Source organism: Streptomyces sp. NTH33, from assembly GCF_003236365.1.
Lineage (GTDB): Bacteria > Actinomycetota > Actinomycetes > Streptomycetales > Streptomycetaceae > Streptomyces.
In genome coordinates this window covers 12,399-35,837 of sequence record NZ_POTZ01000013.1, presented here as the reverse complement: position 1 = coordinate 35,837, position 23,439 = coordinate 12,399, and the positions used below count along the sequence as shown (strand labels likewise).

Sequence of the window (23,439 nt, the reverse complement as noted above, 5' to 3'; positions counted from 1 at the left end):
AGCCACCTGCGATCACCCCGGCGAGTACGCCGCCGACGAGCCCGTCAAGCTGATCGGGGTCAGGGAGACCCCGCTCTCCGTGGACGAGGTGTTCCGGGCCGTGGGGGACGATGCCGCCGGGGGGACCGCGCTGTTCGTGGGGACCGTGCGGAACCACGACGGGGGCGCCGATGTCGATGAGCTCGCGTACTCCTGTCATCCCAGCGCGGAGGCGGAGATGCGGCGGATCGCCGAGAAGGTCGTCGCCGAGTACCCGGTGCGGGCGCTGGCGGCCGTGCACCGCGTGGGGGAGCTGAAGGTCGGGGACCTCGCCGTCGTGGTCGGGGTGTCGTGTCCGCACCGGGGCGAGGCGTTCGAGGCCTGCCGCAAGCTGATCGACGACCTCAAGCACGAGGTGCCGATCTGGAAGCACCAGAAGTTCTCCGACGGAACCGAGGAGTGGGTGGGGGCCTGCTGACCCACGCGCGCCTGCTGAACCTGGTCCTCCTCAACCCCTTCGCCGTAGCTCCGGTTGCGTAACCGCACCCCTGGCGTGAGCGTTGTCACTGCGGATGGTTAATCTGCTGATCGGTCAGTTGCCCTCGCTCAATTGGGGTTGGGAGGTCGGCATGGCGGCTCTCGCCTGGTTGCTGATTCCGTTTGTGGCTGCGATAGGCGCGGGACTCTGGGGTAGCTGGGCGAACCGGACCCGCAAGGCGCGCAGCGACGGTCCCGAGCTGGACGGATATGCCCGGTTCCGCGAGGCCATGGAGAGGTCGCACTCCAGTACGTGAGACGGACCGCCCTGACGGTGCGCCGACAGGCATGTCCCGTACTGTCGAGTCATGCCACGCCGCACCGCTACGATGCTCGCCTCCACTCTGATGCTGATCGCGCTCCTGTGCGCGGGAGTCTTCCTTCCCGTGCCGTACTCGGAGATGTCCCCGGGGCCGACGGTCAACACTCTCGGTGAGCACAACGGTGAGCCGGTGCTGCAGATCTCGGGCCGCAAGACCTACCCGACGGACGGCCACCTCAACATGACCACCGTCCGGGTCACCAGCGCCGACTACCGGATGAACCTCGTCGAGGCCGTCTACGGCTGGCTGGCACACGACAACAAGATCGTCCCGCACGACACGCTCTACCCCAACGGCAAGACGGAGGAGCAGTCGACGCAGGAGAACGCCGAGGAGTTCACCCAGTCCCAGGAGAGCGCCAAGGTCGCCGCCCTGAAGCAGCTCGGTGTCCCGGTGCAGTCCTGGGTGATCGTCTCCACGGTCGTCAAGGGCACCCCCGCCCAGGGCAAGCTGCACGCGGGCGACGTCATCAAGGCCGTCGACGGCACGGCGGTCAAGCAGCCCTCCGACGTCGCCAAGCTGGTCACCAGGCACAAGCCCGGGCAGAAGGTCGTCTTCACGATCGTGCCCGCCAAGGAGCAGGCCGCCGCCGAGAAGCAGCACAGGACGGCGACCGTCACCGAGGACGTGACCATCACCACGGCGCAGTCCGCCGACGCCGGCGCCAAGCGTGCCATCGTCGGGATCTCCGCCGGGACCGACCACACCTTCCCGTTCACGATCGACATCAAGCTCGCCGACGTCGGCGGACCGAGCGCCGGACTGATGTTCGCCCTCGGCATCTACGACAAGCTCACCCCGGGCAGCCTGACCGGCGGCAAGTTCGTGGCCGGCACCGGGACGATCGACGACAACGGCAAGGTCGGCCCGATCGGCGGCATCGAGATGAAGACCGTCGGCGCGCGCGACAAGGGCGCCCAGTTCTTCCTGACCCCCGCCGACAACTGCGCGTCCGCCGCCAAGGACACTCCCTCGGGGCTCACCCTCGTGAAGGTGAACACCATGGGCGACGCCCTCGCCGCCCTGAAGGACATCCGCGCCGGCAGCACCGCCGACCTGCCGAAATGCACGGTCGGGGGCTGACGGGCGGCGCTCTTCGAGGCGGCGGACGACCCCAGCCCCTCGAGCACCGTCAGCCCTCGAGCGTCGTCAGTCCTCGAACGTCGCCGCCAGCGCCTCCGCCAGCCCCGGCACCAGGTCCGCGCCCGTGAGGACCTCCGTCGCGGAGTCCTTCTCGCGCAGCCGCAGGGCCGACTCCCGGGTGCCGTCGCGCAGAACCGCCACCGTCATGCGGACCTCCTGGCGCTCGGGGTGGCCCGCCACCCACTTCGCCAGCTTCGCCTGGTCCAGCCCCTCGGGGACCTGCGCCTCGGCGGACGGCGGCAGCATCAGACGCTCCACGGTCAGCGCGCAGCCGGTCACCGCGTCGGGCCAGGCGATCGTGCCCAGGAACTCGTCGAGCGGCCGGTTCGCCGGAATCTCGTCCTGCTCGATCGGGGTGAGACCGGAGGTCTCCTGCTCGTCCTCCAGTCCGAGCTGGGCCGCGAGGGCGGGTTCCTGGGCCCGCAGCCGTGCGGTGTCTACGAGGGCGAAGAGGCGAGCGGGCTGGTCCCAGCCGAGGCCGGAGGCGTACTCGTCGATCTCGAGTACGGCCCGGGTGAGCGGGCTCGCTGCCATGGGAGTGTTGGACATGGTCACAATCCTGCCTCGTTCCCGGCCGGAATCGGGAACTGAGTAAACGGTGAGTAAGTTGCATAAGTGTGGGCCCACGGAGACGGGGGCGCACCGTACGGTCCATGGACACGGGACCTGACGCAACGAGACCCGACTGACAACGAGACCCAACCAACAGCGAACTTCGAGGTGCACACCCTTGGCTTTCCAGATGCCGGACCGCGGCGGAGGCCCGACAGGGCCGCGGATCAGAGTGGGCCGCCCGTCCCGGCGCGCCAGGACCCTGCTCATGACACTGGGCGTCCTCGCCGCCCTCGGCATGGCGTTCGCCATGTTCGCGGGCTTCTGGACGGACTGGCTGTGGTACCGGTCGGTGCACTACTCGTCCGTGTTCACCACCACCCTGTGGACCAAGATCGGCCTGTTCTTCGTCTTCGGCCTGCTGATGGCGGGCGCGGTCGGAGTCAACATCTGGCTCGCGCACCGGCTGCGGCCGCCACTGAGCGCCATGTCGATGGAGCAGCAGAGCCTGGACCGCTACCGGATGGGCATCGCGCCGTACAAGAAGTGGCTGCTGCTCGGCATCACGGCGCTGGTCGGGCTGATCGCCGGCGCCTCCGCCGCGAGCCAGTGGCGGACCTGGCTGATGTGGGTCAACGGCGTGCCGTTCGGCACGCGGGACCCGCAGTTCAACCTGGACGTCGCCTTCTACGCCTTCGACCTGCCCTGGTACCGGTTCCTGCTGGGCTTCGGCTTCGCCGCCACGATCCTGTCCCTGATCGCCGCGGCGCTCACCCACTACCTGTACGGCGGGCTGCGCGTCACCAGCCCCGGCGCGCGTGCCACGGCCGCGGCGACCGGGCACCTGTCGGTGCTCCTCGGCGTCTTCGTGGCGCTGAAGGCGGTGGCGTACTGGCTGGACCGGTACGGACTGGCGGTGAAGTCCAGCGACTTCAAGGCGACCAGCGACTGGACGGGCCTGAGGTACGTCGACGCCCACGCCTATCTGCCGGCCAAGACGATCCTGTTCTGCATCGCGGTCATCTGCGCGCTGCTGTTCTTCGCCACCCTGTGGCGGCGCACCTGGCAGCTGCCGGTCATCGGCTTCGGCCTGATGGTGTTCTCGGCCGTCCTCATCGGCGGCCTGTACCCGGCGATCGTGCAGAAGTTCCAGGTCCAGCCCAACGAGCAGGCCAAGGAAGCGCCGTACGTCGCGAAGAACATCAAGGCGACGCGTGAGGCGTACGGCATCGACGACACCAAGGTGTCCGAGTACGCGGGCAAGAGCCAGACCGCGGACAAGACGAAGCTGCGTGACGAGGTCGAGAAGGCGGCGAGCATCCGCATACTGGACCCGAACGTCGTCTCGCCGACCTTCCAGCAGCTCCAGCAGATCCGTAACTTCTACGGATTCCCGACCAACCTGGACGTCGACCGCTACAAGGACAAGGACGGCAAGGTCCAGGACACGGTCATCGGTCTGCGCGAGCTGAACCTCGACGGCATCCCGAAGAAGAACTGGATCAACAACCACTTCCGCTACACCCACGGCTACGGCGTCGTCGCGGCCAAGGGCACCGAGGCCGACGGCAACGGCCAGCCGTCCTTCACCGAGTCCGACCTGCCCTCCACCGGCCATCTGGGGGAGTACGAACAGCGGGTCTACTACGGCGAGAAGACCACCACGTACTCGATCGTCGGCGGCCCCCAGAAGGAGGTCGACTACTCCGACGACAGCGGTGAGAAGACCACCAGCTACCGGGGCGACAGCGGCGTCAGCCTCTCCAACCCGGTCAACCGGGCCGCGTACGCGGTGGCGTTCGGCGAGCCGCAGATCCTCTACTCCGGCGCGATCGGCGACGGCTCGCGGATCCTGTACAACCGCACGCCCAAGGAGCGCGTCGAGGCGGTGGCGCCCTGGCTGACCATCGACGGCGACGCCTACCCGGCGGTGGTCGAGGGCCGCATCCAGTGGATCGTCGACGCCTACACGACGACGAACGGCTACCCGTACGCCTCCCGTACGACCCTGGGCGACACCACAGCCGACTCGCTGACGTACAACAACAACCAGCGCGCGGTGGTGGCCCAGCAGAACCAGGTCAACTACATCCGCAACTCGGTGAAGGCGACCGTCGACGCCTACAGCGGCGAGGTCAAGCTGTACCAGTGGGACACCGAGGACCCGGTCCTGAAGACCTGGATGAAGGCGTTCCCCGGCACGGTCGAGTCCAAGAAGGACATCTCGCCGGCGCTGATGGACCACCTGCGGTACCCGCAGGACCTGTTCAAGGTCCAGCGCGAACTGCTCACCCGCTACCACGTGCAGGACGCGCAGACCTTCCTCAGCGGCAGCGAGGTGTGGCAGGTGCCGGACGACCCGACCAACAAGTCGGGCAACGCGGTGCCGCCGTACTACCTGACCATGAAGATGCCCGACCAGGCCTCCCAGGCGTTCTCGCTGACGACGACGTTCACGCCGACGGGCCGGGACAACCTGAGCGCCTTCATGGCGGTCGACGCCGAGGCGGGCACGCCCGGCTACGGCCAGATCAGGCTCCTGAAGCTGCCGACGAGCACCACGGTCGGCGGTCCCAAGCAGGTGCAGAGCCAGTTCAACTCGAACTCGCAGCAGAACATCGCCGAGTTCGTCCGGCTCATCAGGGGCGGTGACTCGGAGCTCGAGTACGGCAACCTGCTGACCGTCCCGCTGGACGGCGGACTGCTCTACGTGGAGCCGGTCTACGTGCGCGGTGGTGAGCTCAAGTACCCGCTGATGCGGAAGGTGCTGGTGACCTACGACGGCGTCACCGCGTTCGAGAACACCCTCGGCGAAGCCCTCGACAAGGTCTTCGGTGCGTCGGGCTCGGCGCCCCCGCCGCCCTCGGACACCGGGACCGGCGAGACCCCGCCGCCGTCGAGTGGCAACCCGACGGTCCAGCAGGCGCTGAAGGACGCCCAGAAGGCCTTCGACGACGGTCAGGCCGCCCTGAAGAAGGGCGACTGGCAGGCGTACGGCCAGTCCCAGAAGGACCTTCAGGACGCGCTGCAGCGGGCTGAGGACGCGCAGGCGCAGGCGGAGAAGGCCGGCGGTAGCGGCAAGAACGCCGACAGCGGCGACAACAAGCCGACGCCGGACCGGAGTCCGAGTGCCAGTCCCAGCGGCAGTCCCACCAGCGGCTGATCGCTCCGACCGAGCCGAAGGGCCCGGGTCCGTGCCACGGACCCGGGCCCTTCGCGGTGTACGAACGCATGTGCCGACGTGCCCTGCGGCCGTGCCACCGTGGGGAGTTGGGCGATCTGTGTTTGACTTGTCTCTCTGTGGGCATGTCGACAAAACGCTGAAGTGACCTCACTGGCTGCGGTATACCAGGTGTACCCAGGTTGCAGGTGGTGCGACGATGGACGTTATGGGGGACAAGGCAACTCTGTTCGAGACGGGGCGATTTGTACGGGCTTCCGACCTTGAGGAGACCGGATCCGAGGGGACCGGACCTGAGGGGACCGGAAGCGACGACCGGGACGAGACCCGGGACGAGACCGGGGCGGCCGCCGACGAGCTCGCGGAGCTGGCGCGCCGCCGTCTCGCCGCGGAGTCGGGGGACGTCGAGGCCATGAGCGTCCTCGGGGCCATGCTGCTGCGCCGCGGCGATCTCGACGGAGCCGAACCCCATCTGCGGGCCGCCACCGCGGCCGGTGACCGCGCCGCCGCCAACAACCTGGGAGTCCTCCTCTACCAGCGCGGATACGCCGACGAGGCCGCCGGATGGTGGCGGATCGCCGCCGTCGCCGGATCCGCGGCGGCCGCGCACGCGCTCGGGCGCCACCACCGCGAGCGCGGCGACGAGCCCGCCGCCGAGTACTGGCTGCGCCAGTCCGCCGAGCAGGGGCACGTCCTGGGCGCCTACGCGCTCGCCGACCTGCTGGAGCACCGCGGGGAGGCCGGGGCCGAGCGCTGGATGCGGGCCGCCGCCGAGCGGGGCCACCGGGAGGCCGAGTACCGGCTGGCACGGGCGCTGGACCGGCGGGCCGCGCGGGAGTCCGCCGGCGGCGACGGTGCCGACCTCATGGCGGAGGCCGAGCAGTGGTACCGGCAGTCCGCCGCGCGCGGGCACCGCCGGGCCGCGCTGCACCTCGGCGCGATCCTGGAGAGGCGCGGCGAGCTCAAGGAGGCCGGCCGCTGGTACCTGACCTCCGCCAAGGACGGCGAGACGCGGGCCGCCTGCGCGCTCGGGTTCCTGCTGCGGGACGCCGGCGACACCGAGAGCGCCGCCGTGTGGTGGCTGCGGGCCGCGCAGGACGGCGACGGCAACGCGGCGAACGCGCTGGGCGCGCTGCACGCCGAGCGCGGCGAGACGCAGACCGCCGAGCGGTGGTACCGGGCCGCGATGGACGCGGGCGACATCAACGGCGCCTACAACCTCGGGCTGCTCTGCGCCGAGCAGGGCCGGACCGCGCAGGCCGAGCAGTGGTACCGGCGCGCGGCCTACGCCGGACACCGGGAGGCGGCGAACGCGCTGGCCGTGCTGCTGCTGCAGGTCGGGGACACCGGGGGCGCCGAGCCGTGGTTCTCCAAGGCGGCCGAGGCCGGCAGCGTCGACGCCGCGTTCAACCTGGGGATCCTCTACGCCGGGCGGGAGCTGGAGCCCGAGGCCCTGCGCTGGTACGAGCGGGCGGCGGCGGCCGGGCACACGGAGGCGGCGCTGCAGGTGGGCATCGCCCGGCTGCGCGCGGGGGACGAGCGGGAGGCCGAGCGGCACCTGCGGTGGGCGGCCGGCGGCGGCAGCGCGGAGGCCGCGTACCGGCTGGCCACCCTGCTCGACGCCCGGCGGCCGCCGGCGCCCGCGCACGAGCTCGGCGAGCCGGCGGTCCACGAGAAGACCGAGTGCGAGGAGTGGTACGAGCGGGCGGCCTCGCAGGGGCACCGGCGCGCACAGGTGCGGGTCGGGATGCTGGCCGCGGCCCGCGGGGACGTGGTCGAGGCGGCGCGCTGGTACCGGGCGGCGGCGGAGGCCGGTTCCCGCAACGGCGCGTTCAACCTGGGGCTGCTGCTCGCTCGGGAGGGCAGCGAGCCGGAGGCCGCCCTGTGGTGGACACGGGCCGCCGACGCCGGGCACGGACGGGCGGCGCTCCGGCTCGCCCTGGTCTACGCGCGCCGGGGCGAGCTGTCCGAGGGCCAGCGGTGGGCCGACCGGGCCGTGGAGCTGGGGCCGACACCGGTCGCCGAGCGGGCGGCGCGGCTGCGGGACGCACTGCGCGAGGAGCTGTCGGCGTGACGTGCGGGGCATGGCGTACGGAATGCGGCGCGCGGGAGGTGGCGCACGGGATGTGACGTGCGGGGTGTGACGTGCGGAGTGTGACGCACGCCTCGGCACACGCCACCGGAAGCGATTTGCTTCTCTCCTCGTCGTTCACGTACTGTTGCACTCAACGACGCGGGGTGGAGCAGCTCGGTAGCTCGCTGGGCTCATAACCCAGAGGTCGCAGGTTCAAATCCTGTCCCCGCTACTGAAGCCGAGGGCCGGAATCCGATCAAGGATTCCGGCCCTCGGTGTTTCCGGCGCAGTCGCGCACAACACCTGCGAAAAGACCCCGGCACCTCGTCGGCGCCGGGGTCTCCTGGAAGGTCGGCGCGGTCAGGCCGCCGCGCAGTTCGGACACAGACCGCGGTACGTCACCTCGACGTCCGAGACCTTGAAGCCGAAGCGCTCCGAGTCGGGCAGGTCGGTCAGCGGGTCGCCGCTCGGGTGGACGTCACGGATCGTGCCGCAGCCGGCGCAGACCAGGTGGTGGTGCGGCCGGTGCGCGTTGGGGTCGTACCGCTTGGCGCGCTTGTCGGTGGCCACCTCGAGGACCTCACCGAGGGAGACCAGCTCGCCCAGCGTGTTGTAGACGGTCGCCCGGGAGATCTCGGGCAGCTTCGCGACGGCCCGTGCGTGGACCTCGTCGGCGGTCAGATGGACGTGTTCGCCGTCGAGCACCTCGGCCACGACGCGTCGCTGCGCGGTCATGCGCCATCCGCGTCCGCGCAGCCGTTCCAGTAGGTCACTCATACAGACCAGCCTAACAGCAGAGGGACAGTTTCCGAACGGGTGTGACTTTGGAGTCTTGCTTGACTTAGAAATTGTCCAATGTAGGATCGATCTCGGCTTTGACCAAGAGATGTGACCAGACGAATGCGACCCAGGAGGCGACGTGACGCAGGCGCCGCTCACGACGGAAGCCGGTGCTCCGGTGGCCGACAACCAGAACAGCGAGACCGCGGGAGTCGGCGGCCCGGTGCTCGTCCAGGACCAGCTCCTCCTGGAGAAGCTCGCCCACTTCAACCGTGAGCGCATCCCGGAGCGCGTGGTGCACGCCCGTGGCGCCGGTGCCTACGGCACCTTCACGGTCACCGCCGACCTCACGAAGTACACGCGTGCGAAGTTCCTCTCCGAGGTCGGCAAGCAGACCGAGGTCTTCCTCCGCTTCTCGACCGTGGCCGGCAACCTGGGCGCCGCGGACGCCGTCCGCGATCCCCGCGGCTTCGCGCTGAAGTTCTACACCGAAGAGGGCAACTACGACCTCGTCGGCAACAACACCCCCGTGTTCTTCATCAAGGACGCGATCAAGTTCCCCGACTTCATCCACACCCAGAAGCGCGACCCGTACACGGGCAGCCAGGAGGCGGACAACGTCTGGGACTTCTGGGGCCTGTCGCCGGAGTCCACGCACCAGGTGACCTGGCTGTTCGGTGACCGCGGCATCCCGGCGTCGTACCGCCACATGGACGGCTTCGGCTCGCACACCTTCCAGTGGAGCAACGAGGCCGGCGAGGCCTTCTGGGTCAAGTACCACTTCAAGACCGACCAGGGCATCAAGTGCCTGACCGCCGAGGAGGCCGGGGTCCTCGCGGGCAAGGACCCCGACTCCCACCAGCGCGACCTGCGCGAGGCGATCGAGCGCGGCGAGTTCCCGTCCTGGACCGTCTACGTCCAGGTGATGCCGGTGGCCGAGGCGGCGACCTACCGCTTCAACCCGTTCGACCTGACCAAGGTCTGGCCGCACGCCGACTACCCGCGCATCGAGATCGGCAAGCTGGAGCTCAACCGCAACCCGGAGAACGTCTTCGCCGAGGTCGAACAGTCGATCTTCTCCCCGGCGCACTTCGTGCCCGGCATCGGCCCGTCCCCGGACAAGATGCTCCAGGGTCGCCTCTTCGCCTACGGCGACGCCCACCGCTACCGCGTCGGCATCAACGCCGACCACCTGCCGGTGAACCGCCCGCACGCCACCGAGGCGCGCACCCACTCCCGTGACGGCTACCTGTACGACGGCCGCCACAAGGGCGCGAAGAACTACGAGCCCAACAGCTTCGGCGGACCGTTCCAGACGAACCAGCCGCTGTGGCAGCCCGTCCCGGTCACCGGCGTCACCGGCGACCACGAGGCGCCGGTCCACGCCGAGGACAACGACTTCGTCCAGGCCGGCAACCTCTACCGCCTGATGACGGAGGAGGAGAAGGAGCGCCTGGTCAACAACCTGGCGGGCTCCATCTCCCAGGTCTCGCGCGACGACATCGCCGAGCGCGCGATCAACAACTTCCGTCAGGCGGACGACGACTTCGGCAAGCGGCTGGAGGCCGCGGTCCAGGCCCTGCGCGGCTGATTTCCAGCACTGGACCGCTTGCCGTGGCCGACGGGCCGGGTTCCTTCGGGGACCCGGCCCGCTGCCGTGTCCGCCGGGACCGTCAGGCCGGTACCCGCGCCGCCCGCTGCCGGGCCGGCGCCCAGCAGCGGATGATGTCGCGGACGGAGACGATTCCCGCCGGTTCGCCGCCGTCCAGGACGATCAGATGCCGGAAGCCGCCGTGCGTCATGGTCCGGGCCGCCTCCTCCAGGGTCCACGTCGGGGCGGCGAATACCACGTCGGTGGTGGTGTGGGCATGGGCGCGCTCGGTGTCCGGGCTCTGGCCCCGGCCGACGGAGTCGAGGATGTCGCGTTCGGTGAGGATGCCGATGCCGCCGGCGTCGGGGTCGTGGACCACGGCGGCGCCGACGCGGCGCGCGGACATCAGGGCCGCCGCCTGGCGGAGGGTGTGTGCGGGGCCGATGGTGAGGACCACCGTGCTCATGGCGTCGCGGACGAGCATGGGATGGAGCCACCTCCTTGGGGGAATCCGGATAGTTCGCGGATTCACAAACGCACAAGTGGGGGACTCTCAGAGTCGCAGCCAAAACGGGGGCCAACAAGGGGGCGCGCACGACCGGTTGGGGGCGTGCGCGGCATACGGCGGTTTTTCAGCGGCGCCGGTTGAGGTACTCCAGCATCTCGTCGTGCAGCAGTCCGTTGGACGCGGCCGCGTTGCCGCCGTGCGGGCCTGGACGGCCGTCCAGGCCGGTGAAGGTGCCGCCGGCCTCGGTGACGATGATCGCGTTCGCGGCCATGTCCCACAGGGACAGCTCGGGTTCGGCGCAGAGGTCGACCGAGCCCTCGGCGACCATCATGTACGGCCAGAAGTCGCCGTACGCGCGCGTGCGCCACACCTGACGGGTCAGGTCCAGGAAGCCGTCCAGGCGGCCCTGCTCCTCCCAGCCGCTGAGCGAGGAGTACGCGAAGGAGGCGTCCGTGAGCTTCGCCACGCGCGAGACCTGCAGTCTGCTCGCCTTCGTCAGGCTGCGGCCGGCGAAGGCGCCGTAGCCCTGCGCGGCCCACCAGCGGCGGCCGAGCGCGGGCGCGGAGACGACACCGACGACGGGCTGGTAGCCGCCCTCGGAGGCCTCCATCAGGGAGATGAGCGTCGCCCAGACGGGGACGCCGCGGACGTAGTTCTTGGTGCCGTCGATCGGGTCGACGACCCAGCGGCGGGGGCCGGTGCCCTCGATGCCGTACTCCTCGCCGAGGATCGCGTCGCGGGGGCGGGCGCGGTGCAGCTGGCCGCGGATGAGTTCTTCCGCCGCCTTGTCCGCTTCGCTGACCGGGGTCATGTCCGGCTTCGTCTCGACCTTGAGGTCGAGGGCCTTGAAGCGGTCCATGGTCGCGGCGTCGGCCGCGTCCGCGAGGACGTGGGCCAGACGCAGATCGTCGAGGTAGTCGGGCATGTAAGGCACGGTATCCGCCCCGCGGGTACGAGGCTACCGGGGGCGCGGCGGTGCGCGTGGGCGGACGGAGGCGGGTCGGCTCGCCGCGCCCGCGGGCGGGCACGGCCGAGTTTCCCCCACACTCCGTCACGAACCCTTGACAGTGCGTTCCCGGGCGTCAAATCTGGGCGCAGAGTCGCTCCGCCCCAGGGAGGCGATGATGCCCGCAGCGAGGGAATCCCTGCTGGACGCCGCCCGCGCGGCGCTGGCACGCCGGCCGTGGTCCGCCGTGCGGATGGTGGACGTGGCCGCGGCGGCCGGAGTCTCCCGGCAGACGCTCTACAACGAGTTCGGCAGCAAGGAAGGACTCGCCCGCGCCCTCGTCAGAAGAGAGGCGGACGGCTATCTCGCCGGCGCTGAGCGCGCCCTCGCCGCCCACGGCGACCCGCGCGAACGGCTCACCGCCGCCGCCGAGTGGACCGCGTCGGTCGCCCGGGACAACGCGCTGGTGAAGGCGATGCTCACCGGCTGCTGGAGCGAGCGGCTGCCCGCGCCCACGCTCTCGGCGGTGCCGTCCTCCTCCGCCGTGCCGGCGCAGCGCAGGGCGGACGGCCCGCTGCCGTCGCCCGGCGACTTCGTGGCGATCGTCCGCGACCGTGCCGTGGCCCTGCTGTCCGCCCCCGGCACGCCCAAGGCGGAGACCGCCGCTCTGGCCCGCACCTGCGAACTGGTGGTCCGCCTCGCCCTGTCGTGCGTGGCGGCGCCGCCGGGCGAGGGCGGGGTCGCCGAGCTCGTCCGCGGCGTCCTGCACCGCCAACCGGTCTGATCCGGCCCGGTGGTGCGACTCAGTGCGCGGAACCGGACAGCTGCAGCCCGATCACGCCGATGATGACCAGGCTGATCGAGACGATCTTCAGCGTGGAGACCAGGTCGCCGAGGAAGACCATGCCGTAGACCGCGGTGCCCGCCGCGCCGATGCCGGTCCACACCGCATAGGCCGGGCCCACGTCGAGCTTCTTCAACGACAGGGTGAGCAGTCCGAAGCTGCCCAGGGCGAAGCAGCAGAAGGCGATGGTCGGCCAGAGTCTGGTGAAACCGTGCGACAGTTTCAGACACACGGCGAAGCCCGTCTCGAGCAACCCGGCCACGATGACCAGCAGCCACGCCATGTGCTGTCCTCCTGTGCGTCCGCATGCCGTGACCGCTTGGTCGTGCCTGGGCAGGTCCCCGTCCGGTTCCGTGCGGTTATGCACTTGCCAGACCGCACCACACCCAAACAACGCTGAGGTCAGGGCAGGTCAGTCGCCCTCCTTGCGCTCCCGCGTGGCCAGCAGCCGGCGCAGCGAGTACAGACGCGCCGGGTCGGCGTGGCCCTCGGCGACCCACTCGTCCAGAGCGCAGTCCGGCTCGTCGTGACTGCACGCGCGCGGGCAGCCCTCCGTACCCGGCTCCAGGTCGGGGAAGGCGTGGATGACCCGGGACGGGTCGATGTGCGCGAGGCCGAACGACCGTACGCCCGGGGTGTCGACGACCCAGCCGGCCGCGCCCGTCAGCGGCAGCGCGAGCGCCGAGGTGGTGGTGTGCCGGCCCCGGCCGGTCACCGCGTTCACCCGGCCCGTCTCCCGCCGCAGCTCCTCGGACACCAGCGCGTTGACGAGCGTGGTCTTGCCGACGCCGGAGTGGCCGACGAACGCCGTGACCTTCCCGTCCAGATGTTCGCGCACCCGGTCCGCAGCGTCCCCGTTCTCCAGCTCCTCGCGGCTGGTGACGACGTAGGGGATGTCCAGCGCGCCGTACAGCTCCAGGAGCTCGTCCGGCGGGGCCAGGTCCGACTTGGTCATGACCAGGAGCGGGCTCAGGCCGCCGTCGTACGCCGCCACCAGGCACCGGTCGATCAGGCGCGGGCGCGGCTCGGGGTCGGCGAGCGCGGTGACGATGGCCAGCTGGTCGGCGTTGGCCACCACCACGCGCTCGTACGGGTCGTCGTCGTCCGCCGTGCGGCGCAGGACGGAGGTGCGCTTCTCGATGCGGACGATGCGCGCGAGGGTGTCCTTCGTCCCGGACAGGTCACCGACCAGGGCGACCCGGTCGCCCACGACGGCGGCCTTGCGGCCCAGTTCGCGTGCCTTCATCGCGACGATCGTGCGGCCCTCGACGAGACACGTCAGCCGGCCCCGGTCGACGGTGAGCACCACGCCCTCGGCGGCGTCCTCGTGCTTCGGGCGGATGTTCGTACGCGGCCGGTTGCCCCGGCGATTGGGGCGGGTGCGGATGTCGTCCTCGTCGGTGTGCTTGCCGTAGCGCCGCATGACGTGTTCCCCGCGCCCCTACGCCCCGAGCATCCCGGTCCACAGTTCGGGGAAGTCCGGCATGGTCTTCGCCGTGGTCGCCACGTCCTCGATCCGCACGCCCTCCACCGCCAGGCCGATGATCGCACCGGCGGTCGCCATACGGTGGTCCTCGTAGGTGTGGAAGACCCCGCCGTGCAGCGGGCGCGGGCGGATGTGCAGGCCGTCGGCCGTCTCGGTCACATCACCGCCGAGCTCGTTGATCTCCTTGGTCAGCGCGGCCAGCCGGTCGGTCTCGTGCAGCCGCAGATGGGCCACGCCGCGCAGGGTCGAGGGCGAGTCGGCGAGGGCGGCGACGGCCGCGATGCCCGGAGTCAGCTCGCCGACCTCGCCCAGGTCCACGTCGATGCCGTGGATGGCACCCGAACCGGTGAACACCAGGCCGTAATCGGTGAGTTCGCAGGAACCACCCATCTCGGTGAAGATCTCCCGCAGCCGGTCGCCCGGCTGGGTCGTCCGGGCCGGCCAGTCGGGGATGACGATCTTGCCGCCGGTCACCAGCGCCGCCGCGAGGAAGGGCTGGGCGTTGGACAGGTCCGGCTCCACGGTCAGGTCCCGGCCCAGCAGGGCACCCGGCGTGATCCGCCACACGTTCGGCTCGCCGCCCGACTCGGGGGTGTCCACCTGGGCGCCGACCGCGCGCAGCATGTCCACCGTCATCCGGATGTGCGGCATCGACGGCAGCGTCGGACCGGTGTGCCGGACCTCCACGCCCTGGTTGAAGCGCGGCCCGGACAGCAGCAGGGCGCTGACGAACTGGGACGAGGAGGAGGCGTCGATCTCCACCGGGCCGCCGTCCAGCGCGCCGCCGCCGTGCACGGTCAACGGCAGCGCGCCCCGGCCGTCGTCGTCGATGCGGGCGCCCAGGGCGCGCAGCGCGTCGATGACTCCGTGCAGCGGACGCTCGTACGACCGCGGGTCGCCGTCGAAGCGGATGGGGCCGTCGGCCAGCGCGGCGACCGGCGGCAGGAAGCGCATCACGGTGCCCGCGTTGCCGACGTCGACCGTGGCCGGGCCGTGCAGGCCCGAGGGGATCACGCGCCAGGCCTCCCCGGTGCCGTCCGGGCCGACGCCCTCGTCGATGCCCACGCCCATCGCCCGCAGGCCGGCCGCCATCAGCAGTGTGTCGCGGGAGCGCAGCGGGCGCCGCAGCCAGCCCGGCTCGGAGGCGAGGGCGGCGAGCACCAGGGCGCGGTTGGTGACTGATTTGGACCCGGGCACGTGGACCGTCGCATCGACGGCTCCGCTCGCGTGCGGGGCGGGCCAGAGGGCGGTGTGCGCGGGGTTCGGAGCCATGGTCCCACTCTATAAGGAGGCGGTCTGACCGGTCGCCGTCCTTCCAGGTGGGTGATCACAGCCCCAGCAGCCAGCGGCCCCCGCCGATCAGCGAGCACAGCGACACCGCGTGGAACAGGAACAGCCACAGCCCCGCCGGTACGTGCGTCAGCCGCGACAGCTGGTCCGCGTCCGAGTCCCCGGCGCCCCCTCGGGACCGCTTGGCCTGCAGCTCGAAGGCCGGGCGCACCCCGCCGAGCAGCAGGAACCACACCACCGCGTACGCGAACGCCGCCTGCACCTGGGAGCCGGCCAGCCAGGACACCAGCAGGAACGTGCCGCCGGTGAGGACCACGGTGAGCGCCCCGTACGCGTTGCGGATCATCACCAGCATCGCCACCAGCAGCGCCGTGGCCGCCCACAGCAGCAGCGTGATGCGCCCGGCGGCGAGCAGGGCCGCGCCGCCCAGGCCCAGCAGCGGGGGAGCGGTGTAGCCGGAGGCCGCGGTGAGGATCATGCCGATGCCGTACGGCTTGCCGCGGCTGACGGTCAGGCCGCTGGTGTCGGAGTGCAGGCGTATCCCGGTCAGCGTGCGGCCGGTGAGCAGGGCTACCAGTCCGTGGCCGCCCTCGTGCGCGATGGTGATCGCGTTGCGGGAGAGGCGCCACAGGCCGTGCGGGACGACCACGGCGAGCGCGGCGACCGCGGTGGCGGCCACCACCCACAGATCGGGGTCGGGCTGGGTGCCGATCAGCCGGTCCCAGAGGTCGGGCAGCGCGGTCGAGGCGAGGCTGTCCATGTTTCCGAGTGGCTCCCTGTGGTCGAGTCAGGAGGGGCCGGCGCGCGGCGCCGTCGTCGAGGGGCGGTGGTCGGGTGACGGGTGGGCCTGGCAGTGTTGCACGTATGTGCGGACGGTATGCAGTGAGCCGGGGGCCCGAGGAGCTCGCAGGGATCTTCGAGGCCGAGGTGAGGGAACCGGCGGAGACCCTGGTGCCCGACTACAACGTGGCCCCGACCAAGGAGGTCCCCGTCGTCCTCGACCGCCCCCTGAAGGACGCCGACGACAAGCGTCCGGTTCGGCAGCTGCGGAAGCTGAAGTGGGGGCTCGTCCCCTCCTGGGCGAAGTCCCCCGAGGGCGCCGCCCGGATGATCAACGCGCGCGCGGAGACCGTGCACGAGAAGCCGTCGTACCGCCGTGCCTTCGCCGCCCGGCGCTGCATCGTGCCCGCCGACGGCTACTACGAGTGGGTCACCGGCACCCAGGAGCGCGAGCTGGAGGTCCAGGGCAAGCGCAAGCGGCCCCGCAAGCAGCCGTACTTCGTCACCCCGGCGGACGGCTCGGTGTTCGCCATGGCGGGACTCTACGAGTTCTGGCGGGACCGTACGCTGCCCGACGACCACCCGCGGGCCTGGTGGGCGACCTGCTCGGTGATCACCACGGAGGCCGAGCAGACCCCGCTGGCCGCCGCCCCGGCCGAGGGCCCGCGCTCGCTGCACGACATCCACCCCCGGATGCCGCTGATGCTGACCCCCGACCGGTGGGACGCCTGGCTGGACCCGGCCCGCACGGACGTGGACGACCTGCGCGCCCTGCTGGCGCCCCCGCCGCCCGGCCTGATGCGCGCCTACCCCGTCCCGACGGCCGTGAGCAACGTCCGCAACAACGGCCCGGAGCTGCTGAGTGAGCTTCCGGCGCCCGAGGAGGGCACACTCTTCTGACATGAGCGAGACCGCCGAGACCGCCGAGACCGCCGAGACCGCCGAGACCGCCGAGATGGCCGAGACGGCCGAGATGGCCGAGACCGTCGAGACCGATGCGGGCCCGGCCCGCATCACCTGGCACCGGGCGGACAGCGCGCGGCTCGTCCTCGCCGTGAGCCACGGCGCCGGCGGCGGCATCGAGGCCCGCGACCTGCAGGCGCTGGCGCGGACCCTCCCCGGGCACGGTGTGACCGTCGCGCTCGTCGAGCAGCCCTGGCGGGTGGCCGGCAAGAAGGTCGCCCCCGCGCCGAAGACCCTGGACACCGGCTGGCGCGGGCTCTGGCCGGCGCTCACCGCGCCCGGACCGCCGGTGGTCTCCGGCGGCCGCAGCGCGGGCGCGCGCGTCGCCTGCCGCACCGCGGCCGAGCTGGGCGCGCACGCCGTGCTGGCGCTCGGCTTCCCGCTGCACCCGCCGGGCAGGCCGGAGAAGTCCCGCGCGGAGGAACTGCTCGCACCCGGGGTGCCCACCCTCGTGGTCCAGGGCGGCAACGACCCGTTCGGCAGGCCGGTGGAGTTCCCCGAGGGGGACTACGACCTGATCGAGGTGCCGTACGCCGATCACGGTTTCGCCGTGCCGAAGCGGGCGGACATCACGCAGGAGCAGGCGCTGGGGATCATCACCGAGGGCGTCGCCCAGTGGGCCGCGTCACTCGGGTGACGCCCGGGAATGTCCGGCCCCCGGGCGCTGTTGAGGCGGACAGGGGTGCCGGTCACCGGCACCTACGTCACAGGAGAGGAAGTCCGCCGCATGGGTTCGACCGTATGCCCGAGCCGCAGCAGCCGTACTGCCCTGGACTGGACGGTGCTGCACGCGGCCAGGACCGCTCCGATTCGAGCGGCGGGCGGGCCGGATCGTCGTCTATCCTCCGATTCGGGTGGGACCGCTTCCGGTCCTCCGACATCGTTTGAGGAGGTGGGTCCGGTTCCCGGTACCGACGCAGGGGCCGACAACGGCCAGGCGGAGCAGCCCGAGGGCCGGGGCGCGCGTGTGGAAGCGTCCGCGGAGTCGAGCGCCGAGCGCAGTGCGCGCTTCGAGCGGGACGCGCTCGAATTCCTCGACCAGATGTATTCGGCCGCGCTGCGCATGACGCGCAACCCGGCCGACGCCGAGGACCTGGTGCAGGAGACCTACGCCAAGGCGTACGCCTCGTTCCACCAGTTCCGCGAGGGCACCAACCTCAAGGCGTGGCTGTACCGGATCCTCACCAACACGTTCATCAACTCCTACCGCAAGAAGCAGCGCGAACCCCAGCGCAGCGCGGCCGAGGACATCGAGGACTGGCAGCTCGCGCGGGCCGAGTCGCACATGTCGACGGGGCTGCGCTCCGCCGAGTCGCAGGCGCTCGACCACCTGCCCGACTCGGACGTAAAGGAAGCGCTGCAGGCGATCCCCGAGGAGTTCCGCATAGCCGTCTACCTCGCGGACGTGGAGGGCTTTGCCTACAAGGAGATCGCGGACATCATGGGGACACCCATCGGTACGGTGATGTCCCGGCTGCACCGGGGCCGCCGTCAGCTGCGCGGAATGCTCGAGGACTACGCCCGCGAGCGCGGACTGGTCCCGGCCGGTACCGGAGAGTCGAACGAAGCGAAAGGCTCGGGCTCATGAGCTGCGGAGAGCCGCACGAGACGGACTGCGGTGAGGTGCTCGACCACCTCTACGAGTTCCTCGACAGTGAGATGCCGGAAGTCGATCGCACCAAGTTCGAGCACCACTTCGAGGAGTGCTCGCCGTGTCTCGAGAAGTACGGCCTGGAGCAGGCCGTGAAGAAGCTGGTCAAGCGGTGCTGCGGGCATGACGACGTACCCGCCGACCTGCGCGCCAAGGTCATGGGGCGGATCGAGCTGATCCGCTCCGGCCAGACCGTCCCCGAGAGCGACGTGACCGCGGCGCCGGTGACTCCGCAGGAGTCCTGACCCGCCGTCCGCGCGGATGCGCCCACTCGGGCACTGTTCACCCGAACGTGCTAATCCATGGGGCTTTGCCCCGTGTACTCCCCGTTGTCCGCCCTACGCTCCCACCGTGGACAGGCGTGACCGGGGAGGAGCGGCATGGAGGCGGTTCCACCACGGGCCCGTGCGTACGTCGCCTGCGTGGTCCTCGGTGCCCTGACCTGCCTGCTGCCGCTGCCGGTGACCCGCACCCCCTGGTGGGCGGTCGCCCTGCTCGCCGCGGTGTACGCCGGCTGCAGGCACCTCGTCCGGCGCAATCTCGCCGGCCCCTTCTACCCGGTCCTGCTGGCAGCGGCCTTCCTGCTGCCGCCGGCCGCCGCCGCGCTGGTCCCGCTGCCGGGCGTCCTGCTCGCCCGCGCAGGGCAGCGGCCCGAGGGGCTGCGCCGGATCTGGCGGGCGGCCCAGCTCGCCCTCGCGGTCTGGGCGGCTGCCCGGGTGCACGGGGCACTGGGCGGCCGGGACGCCGTCGCCGCCTCCGACTTCCCCTACGCCCTCGCCCCCGCCGGGGCCGCCGTGCTCGCCTTCTGCCTGGTGCTGACGGCGCTGGACGGCGGGATCCACGCACTTGCCGAGAGAGTGCCGGTCCGGCGGGCGTGGCCGGGGCTGTTCACCCGGTCACTGGCGCCGATCGGGGTGCACGGGCTCGCGGGACTGATGATGGCCGTGCTGTGGCGCAGCCCCTACGGCCCGGTCGCCGCACTGCTGGTGCTGCTGCCGATGTGCGTGTCGTGGTGGGTGTACGCCCAGTACCACCGGGAACGGGCCGCCCACCGGGCCACCATCCGCGCGCTGGTGCAGGCCGTCGACATCAAGGACGGGTACACGCGCGGGCACAGCGAGCGGGTCGGTCAGGCCTCCATGATGATCGCGCGCGAGCTCGGCATGGACGACGAGCGCGTCGAGGTGCTGCGGTTCGCCGGCATCCTGCACGACGTGGGAAAGCTGGGCGTTCCCACCCGGCTGCTGCGCAAGGACGGGCCGCTGACCCCCGAGGAGCGGCGGGTGATCGAGCTGCACCCCGAGTACGGGCACGAGATGGTGCGCGGGATCTCCTTCCTCGGCGAGGCCCGCTCGGCGATCCTGCACCACCACGAACGCCTGGACGGCAGCGGCTACCCGTACGGGCTGACGGGCAGCCAGATCCCCGAGTCCGCACGGGTGGTGGCCGTCGCGGACGCCTTCGACGCGATGACCTCCACCCGCTCCTACCGGCGGGCCCGTCCGGTCGGCGCCGCCCTGGAGGAACTGGAACGCTGCGCCGGCGCGCAGTTCGACCCGCGGATGGTCACGGCACTGGTACGGGCCCTGGACCGGCACGGCTGGCACCCGGCGGTCACGGCCGAGGACGGGGCGCCCGTCTCCCCACCGGTGCCGCCCGCGGCCGACCGCGAGGAAGCGCGCCGATGAGCCGCTCCCTGCTGCTGGTCCTCATCCGTGGCTCGGCTCTCCTCGTCGCCCTGCTGTCCCTCGGCGTCACCCTGTGGACCGGCGTGGAGGAGCGCGGGGCCGCCCTCGCCTTCGGGGTGCTCGTGCTCGTCGGCGAGCTCGCGCGGTGGAGCGGGGCCGGTGTCCGGGAGGCCGCGCCGCTGGGTGCCGCGGGAGGGCTGTCGTACGCCCTGCTGGGCGAGGACGCCGGGCGGGCCAGTCACCACGGGGCCTTCCAGGTCGTCGCCGTGGTGCTCGGGGCGTGTCTGCTCGGCAGCGTGCCGCATCTCGCGCGCGGGGAGGGCCAGGCCCTCGACCACCTCGCGCGGCGGATCCTCACCGTCGCCTTCGCGGCCGTCTGCTTCCAGCCGCTGTACGGCGAAGGGGCGTTCCGGGGCTGGACCGGCCCGGCGTACGCCCTGCTGCTGCTCGCGCTGCTGGTGCTCACCGCGCTGTGCGGCGCCGTGCTGGCCGCCGCGTCGGCGCACTGCCGTACCCGGTGGCCGTTCGGCCCGCTGCTGCGCGAGGAGCTGCGCGGGCTGCTCGGGATCGGCTCGGCGGTGTGCGCGACCGGCGCGGTCATGGCCCTCGCGGTCGCGGTGGCCGGGCTGTGGGCGCTGCCCGTGTTCTCGGTGCCGCTGCTGCTCACCCAGCTCTCCCTGAGACGGTACGCGGCCGTGCGGAGCACCTACCGGCAGACCATCGCCTCCCTGGCCCGCGCCACCGAGGTCGCCGGGTACACCCCGCCCGGGCACGCCCGGCGCGTGGCCGCGCTCAGCCGGGCCGTGGGCCGGGACCTGGGCCTGACGGAGCCGGAGCTGACCGTGCTGGAGCACGCGGCCCTCATGCACGACATCGGGCAGCTCAGCCTGGTCGACCCGGTCCCCGCGGGCGCCACCGCCGGCCTGCCCGCCGAGCAGCAGCGGCGCATCGCGCTGCTCGGCGGGGCCGTCGTACGGCAGACCGGGGTCGACGCGCGGGTCGCGGTCGTGGTGGAACGCCAGGCCGACCCCTGCCGGGAGCAGCCGCTGCCCGCGCGGATCGTGCGGGCCGTCAACGCCTACGAGGAGAAGGCGCGCGACGCCGGACCCGGCGGGTCGCTCCAGGCCCTGGAGGAGCTGCGGCTGGCGGCCGATTACGCCTCCGATGTGGTGGAGTCGCTGGCCCGTGTACTCTCACGCGACGGTCTGGCGTCGCCCGCCGTGGGGTAACCCATGGGTAATGAGCGCCTTTCCAGCCGTACGTGGTTGGATGCGAAGGAGAGGGTGTCCGGGGGGCAGAAGCCAGCCCACCGAACGGAACTGGCAGGCGGGAATCGTGAGGATCTTCGGCAAGGTACGGCACCGGCCCTCCGCCTCCTGGCGGCAGGCCACCGACCGCGCGTTCACCCTGATCGGCGACGGCCGGTACGAGGACGCGGGCGCGCTGCTGACGCGCGCCGCCGACCTGGAGCCCTGGCTGTCCGAGTCCTGGTTCAACCTCGCCCTGCTGCACAAGTTCCGGCACGACTGGGAGCAGGCCAGGACGGCGGGGCTGAGGGCCGTGGCCCTGCTGGAGAAGGAGACCGGGGCACCCGACTGGTGGAACGTCGGCATCGCCGCCACCGCCCTGCAGGACTGGCCGCTGGCCCGGCGGGCCTGGCAGGCGTACGGCCTGAAGGTGCCCGGAGGCGCGGCCGCCGCCGGGGAGCCGGTGGGCATGGAGCTGGGCAGCGCGGCCGTGCGGCTGTCGCCGGAGGGCGAGGCCGAGGTGGTCTGGGGCCGCCGCCTGGACCCGGCCCGGATCGAGGTGCTGTCCATCCCGCTGCCCTCCTCGGGGCGGCGCTGGGGCGAGGTCGTGCTGCACGACGGCGTGCCCCACGGCGAGCGGACCATCGCGGCCGGTGACACCTACCCCGTCTTCGACGAGATCGAGCTGTGGGCGCCCTCGCCCGTGCCCACCTGGGTGGTCCTGCTGGAGGCCGCCACCGAGGCCGACCGGGACGCCCTGGAGCAACTGGCCGCCGACGCCGGCTTCGCCGCCGAGGACTGGTCGTCGTCCGTACGGCTGCTGTGCCGGATGTGCTCGGAGTCGCGGATGCCGTCCGACGAGGGCGACGGCGAGCACCTCGACCCGCACGACCACAGCGAGCCGGGACACCCCGGGCCCCTCGGCCACCGCACCGACGGACAGCTGTGGGTGCCGGAGCGGGAGTGCGGGGTGGCCGCGCCCGCCTCGCTGGTGAGGGGACTGCTGGACGGCTGGGTCGCCGACAGCCCGGACTCCCGGGACTGGCGGGACCTGGAAGAGGTCTGCTGAGCACTCGCCGTACTCTTTAACAGCATCAGTCGTTCCAGGAAGGCAGGCACAGGGCGGTCATGGCGCAGCAGGACACCGATCAGCAGCACGCGGGCGTACTCCCCGTCGACGACGAGGGGTACGTCGTCGACACGGAGGACTGCGAGGAGCGCGAGACGGCCTGGCGCGAGCGCGGCACCTCCCGGCCCATCACGGTCGTCGGCAACCCGGTGCTGCACAAGGAGTGCAAGGACGTCACCGACTTCGGCGAGGAGCTCCAGCAGCTGGTCGCGGACATGTTCGCCAGCCAGCGCACCGCCGAGGGCGTGGGCCTGGCCGCCAACCAGATCGGTGTGGACCTGAAGGTCTTCGTCTACGACTGCCCGGACGACGACGGTGCCCGGCACGTCGGCGTCGTCTGCAACCCCGAGCTGGTCGAGCTGCCCGCCGACCGCCGCCGCCTGGACGACAGCAACGAGGGCTGCCTGTCCGTGCCCACCGCCTACGCGCCGCTCGCCCGCCCCGACTACGCCGAGGTGACCGGACAGGACGAGCGGGGCAACCCGATCAAGGTGCGCGGCACCGGTTACTTCGCGCGGTGTCTGCAGCACGAGACCGATCACCTCTACGGCTACCTCTACATCGACCGGCTCTCCAAGCGTGAGCGCAAGGACGCGCTGCGGCAGATGGCCGAGAACGAGCCGCGCTACCCCGTCGTCGCCAACGACTGACACGCATCACGGCAGTCGGGGCGGGAGTGACCCGCCCGTACGGCGCCCGGTCGGCAGGAAACCGACCGGGCGCCGTTCGTGTGCCGTCGCACTGTTC

Annotated in this window: 22 protein-coding genes, 1 tRNA gene and 1 pseudogene; 16 read left to right on the top strand and 8 right to left on the bottom strand. The window is 71.7% G+C overall.

The window, feature by feature from the left end:
* The 3 genes and pseudogenes from C1I97_RS02660 to C1I97_RS42880 all read left to right on the top strand — a co-directional run.
* Positions 1–457: molybdenum cofactor biosynthesis protein MoaE (locus tag C1I97_RS02660; RefSeq protein WP_258382389.1), on the top strand; the 457-nt coding region annotated here is incomplete at its 5' end.
* Between the two features lie 367 nt (positions 458–824).
* Positions 825–1,391 (top strand): annotated as a pseudogene (locus tag C1I97_RS42885) (PDZ domain-containing protein); the annotation flags it as partial.
* Between the two features lie 81 nt (positions 1,392–1,472).
* Complete coding sequence (locus C1I97_RS42880; protein ID WP_441349077.1) at positions 1,473–1,922, top strand: S16 family serine protease; 450 nt, start codon at positions 1,473–1,475, stop codon at positions 1,920–1,922.
* A gap of 66 nt (positions 1,923–1,988) precedes the next feature.
* On the opposite strand, the gene C1I97_RS02645 is transcribed toward C1I97_RS42880, so the two are convergent.
* The gene (locus C1I97_RS02645; protein ID WP_111001600.1) at positions 1,989–2,531 is read right to left on the bottom strand and encodes a PPA1309 family protein; all 543 of its coding nucleotides are present in this window, start codon (positions 2,529–2,531) and stop codon (positions 1,989–1,991) included.
* A 193-nt stretch (positions 2,532–2,724) separates the two neighbouring features.
* Here C1I97_RS02645 and C1I97_RS02640 point away from each other — a divergent pair, with 193 nt between their 5' ends.
* From C1I97_RS02640 to C1I97_RS02630, 3 genes are all read left to right on the top strand, one after another.
* The gene (locus tag C1I97_RS02640; protein ID WP_111001599.1) at positions 2,725–5,697 is read left to right on the top strand and encodes a UPF0182 family membrane protein; all 2,973 of its coding nucleotides are present in this window, start codon (positions 2,725–2,727) and stop codon (positions 5,695–5,697) included.
* Between the two features lie 217 nt (positions 5,698–5,914).
* Positions 5,915–7,789 carry a tetratricopeptide repeat protein gene (locus C1I97_RS02635; RefSeq protein WP_111001598.1) on the top strand — a complete coding sequence of 625 codons (1,875 nt, stop codon included), beginning with the start codon at positions 5,915–5,917 and terminating at the stop codon, positions 7,787–7,789.
* A 158-nt stretch (positions 7,790–7,947) separates the two neighbouring features.
* A tRNA-Met gene (locus tag C1I97_RS02630) sits at positions 7,948–8,021 on the top strand.
* 128 nt (positions 8,022–8,149) lie between these two features.
* Here C1I97_RS02630 and C1I97_RS02625 read toward each other — a convergent pair.
* Positions 8,150–8,566 (bottom strand): Fur family transcriptional regulator, encoded by a 417-nt coding sequence (locus C1I97_RS02625; RefSeq protein WP_111001597.1) that lies wholly within the window; start codon positions 8,564–8,566, stop codon positions 8,150–8,152.
* Positions 8,567–8,708: 142 nt separating this feature from the next.
* Between C1I97_RS02625 and C1I97_RS02620 the strand changes: the two genes are divergently transcribed.
* Positions 8,709–10,160 (top strand): catalase, encoded by a 1,452-nt coding sequence (locus tag C1I97_RS02620; protein WP_111001596.1) that lies wholly within the window; start codon positions 8,709–8,711, stop codon positions 10,158–10,160.
* Between the two features lie 82 nt (positions 10,161–10,242).
* On the opposite strand, the gene C1I97_RS02615 is transcribed toward C1I97_RS02620, so the two are convergent.
* Together C1I97_RS02615 and hisN are read right to left on the bottom strand one after the other, a co-directional pair.
* Positions 10,243–10,644 carry a CBS domain-containing protein gene (locus C1I97_RS02615; protein ID WP_111001595.1) on the bottom strand — a complete coding sequence of 134 codons (402 nt, stop codon included), beginning with the start codon at positions 10,642–10,644 and terminating at the stop codon, positions 10,243–10,245.
* Between the two features lie 148 nt (positions 10,645–10,792).
* Positions 10,793–11,593: a histidinol-phosphatase gene (hisN, locus tag C1I97_RS02610; RefSeq protein ID WP_111001594.1), complete on the bottom strand. Its 801-nt coding sequence runs from the start codon at positions 11,591–11,593 to the stop codon at positions 10,793–10,795.
* 196 nt (positions 11,594–11,789) lie between these two features.
* On the opposite strand from hisN, the gene C1I97_RS02605 reads away from it, so the two are divergent.
* Positions 11,790–12,398, top strand: coding sequence for a TetR/AcrR family transcriptional regulator (locus C1I97_RS02605; RefSeq protein ID WP_111001593.1), 609 nt, complete (start codon positions 11,790–11,792; stop codon positions 12,396–12,398).
* 19 nt (positions 12,399–12,417) lie between these two features.
* Here the strand turns inward: C1I97_RS02605 and C1I97_RS02600 are convergent, their stop codons facing one another.
* From C1I97_RS02600 to C1I97_RS02585, 4 genes are all read right to left on the bottom strand, one after another.
* Positions 12,418–12,741, bottom strand: coding sequence for a DMT family transporter (locus C1I97_RS02600; protein WP_111001592.1), 324 nt, complete (start codon positions 12,739–12,741; stop codon positions 12,418–12,420).
* Positions 12,742–12,870: 129 nt separating this feature from the next.
* Positions 12,871–13,881 (bottom strand): ribosome small subunit-dependent GTPase A, encoded by a 1,011-nt coding sequence (gene rsgA / locus C1I97_RS02595; RefSeq protein ID WP_111001591.1) that lies wholly within the window; start codon positions 13,879–13,881, stop codon positions 12,871–12,873.
* Positions 13,882–13,899: 18 nt separating this feature from the next.
* A complete protein-coding gene (aroA, locus tag C1I97_RS02590; RefSeq protein ID WP_111001590.1) occupies positions 13,900–15,216 on the bottom strand; it encodes a 3-phosphoshikimate 1-carboxyvinyltransferase in 1,317 nt (438 codons plus the stop codon).
* A gap of 55 nt (positions 15,217–15,271) precedes the next feature.
* Positions 15,272–15,994 carry a M50 family metallopeptidase gene (locus C1I97_RS02585; RefSeq protein WP_111001589.1) on the bottom strand — a complete coding sequence of 241 codons (723 nt, stop codon included), beginning with the start codon at positions 15,992–15,994 and terminating at the stop codon, positions 15,272–15,274.
* A gap of 104 nt (positions 15,995–16,098) precedes the next feature.
* Between C1I97_RS02585 and C1I97_RS02580 the strand changes: the two genes are divergently transcribed.
* The 8 genes from C1I97_RS02580 to def all read left to right on the top strand — a co-directional run bounded on the left by C1I97_RS02580 (position 16,099) and on the right by def (position 23,342).
* Positions 16,099–16,914, top strand: coding sequence for an SOS response-associated peptidase (locus C1I97_RS02580; protein WP_111001588.1), 816 nt, complete (start codon positions 16,099–16,101; stop codon positions 16,912–16,914).
* Between the two features lie 73 nt (positions 16,915–16,987).
* Positions 16,988–17,614: an alpha/beta hydrolase family protein gene (locus tag C1I97_RS02570; protein ID WP_111001605.1), complete on the top strand. Its 627-nt coding sequence runs from the start codon at positions 16,988–16,990 to the stop codon at positions 17,612–17,614.
* Between the two features lie 255 nt (positions 17,615–17,869).
* Complete coding sequence (locus C1I97_RS02565) at positions 17,870–18,565, top strand: sigma-70 family RNA polymerase sigma factor (protein WP_220040775.1); 696 nt, start codon at positions 17,870–17,872, stop codon at positions 18,563–18,565.
* The gene (gene rsrA, locus C1I97_RS02560) at positions 18,562–18,873 is read left to right on the top strand and encodes a mycothiol system anti-sigma-R factor (RefSeq protein ID WP_111001586.1); all 312 of its coding nucleotides are present in this window, start codon (positions 18,562–18,564) and stop codon (positions 18,871–18,873) included. The genes C1I97_RS02565 and rsrA overlap by 4 nt, the downstream gene beginning before the upstream one ends.
* 135 nt (positions 18,874–19,008) lie before the next feature.
* Entirely contained in the window at positions 19,009–20,316 is a 1,308-nt protein-coding gene (locus C1I97_RS02555) for an HD-GYP domain-containing protein (RefSeq protein WP_111001585.1), read from the top strand.
* Positions 20,313–21,545, top strand: coding sequence for an HD-GYP domain-containing protein (locus tag C1I97_RS02550; RefSeq protein WP_111001584.1), 1,233 nt, complete (start codon positions 20,313–20,315; stop codon positions 21,543–21,545). Before C1I97_RS02555 ends, C1I97_RS02550 begins: the two co-directional genes overlap by 4 nt.
* 106 nt (positions 21,546–21,651) lie before the next feature.
* Positions 21,652–22,632, top strand: coding sequence for a tetratricopeptide repeat protein (locus C1I97_RS02545; RefSeq protein WP_111001583.1), 981 nt, complete (start codon positions 21,652–21,654; stop codon positions 22,630–22,632).
* 59 nt (positions 22,633–22,691) lie between these two features.
* Positions 22,692–23,342, top strand: coding sequence for a peptide deformylase (gene def / locus C1I97_RS02540; RefSeq protein WP_111001582.1), 651 nt, complete (start codon positions 22,692–22,694; stop codon positions 23,340–23,342).
* The last annotated feature ends 97 nt before the right edge of the window (positions 23,343–23,439 follow it).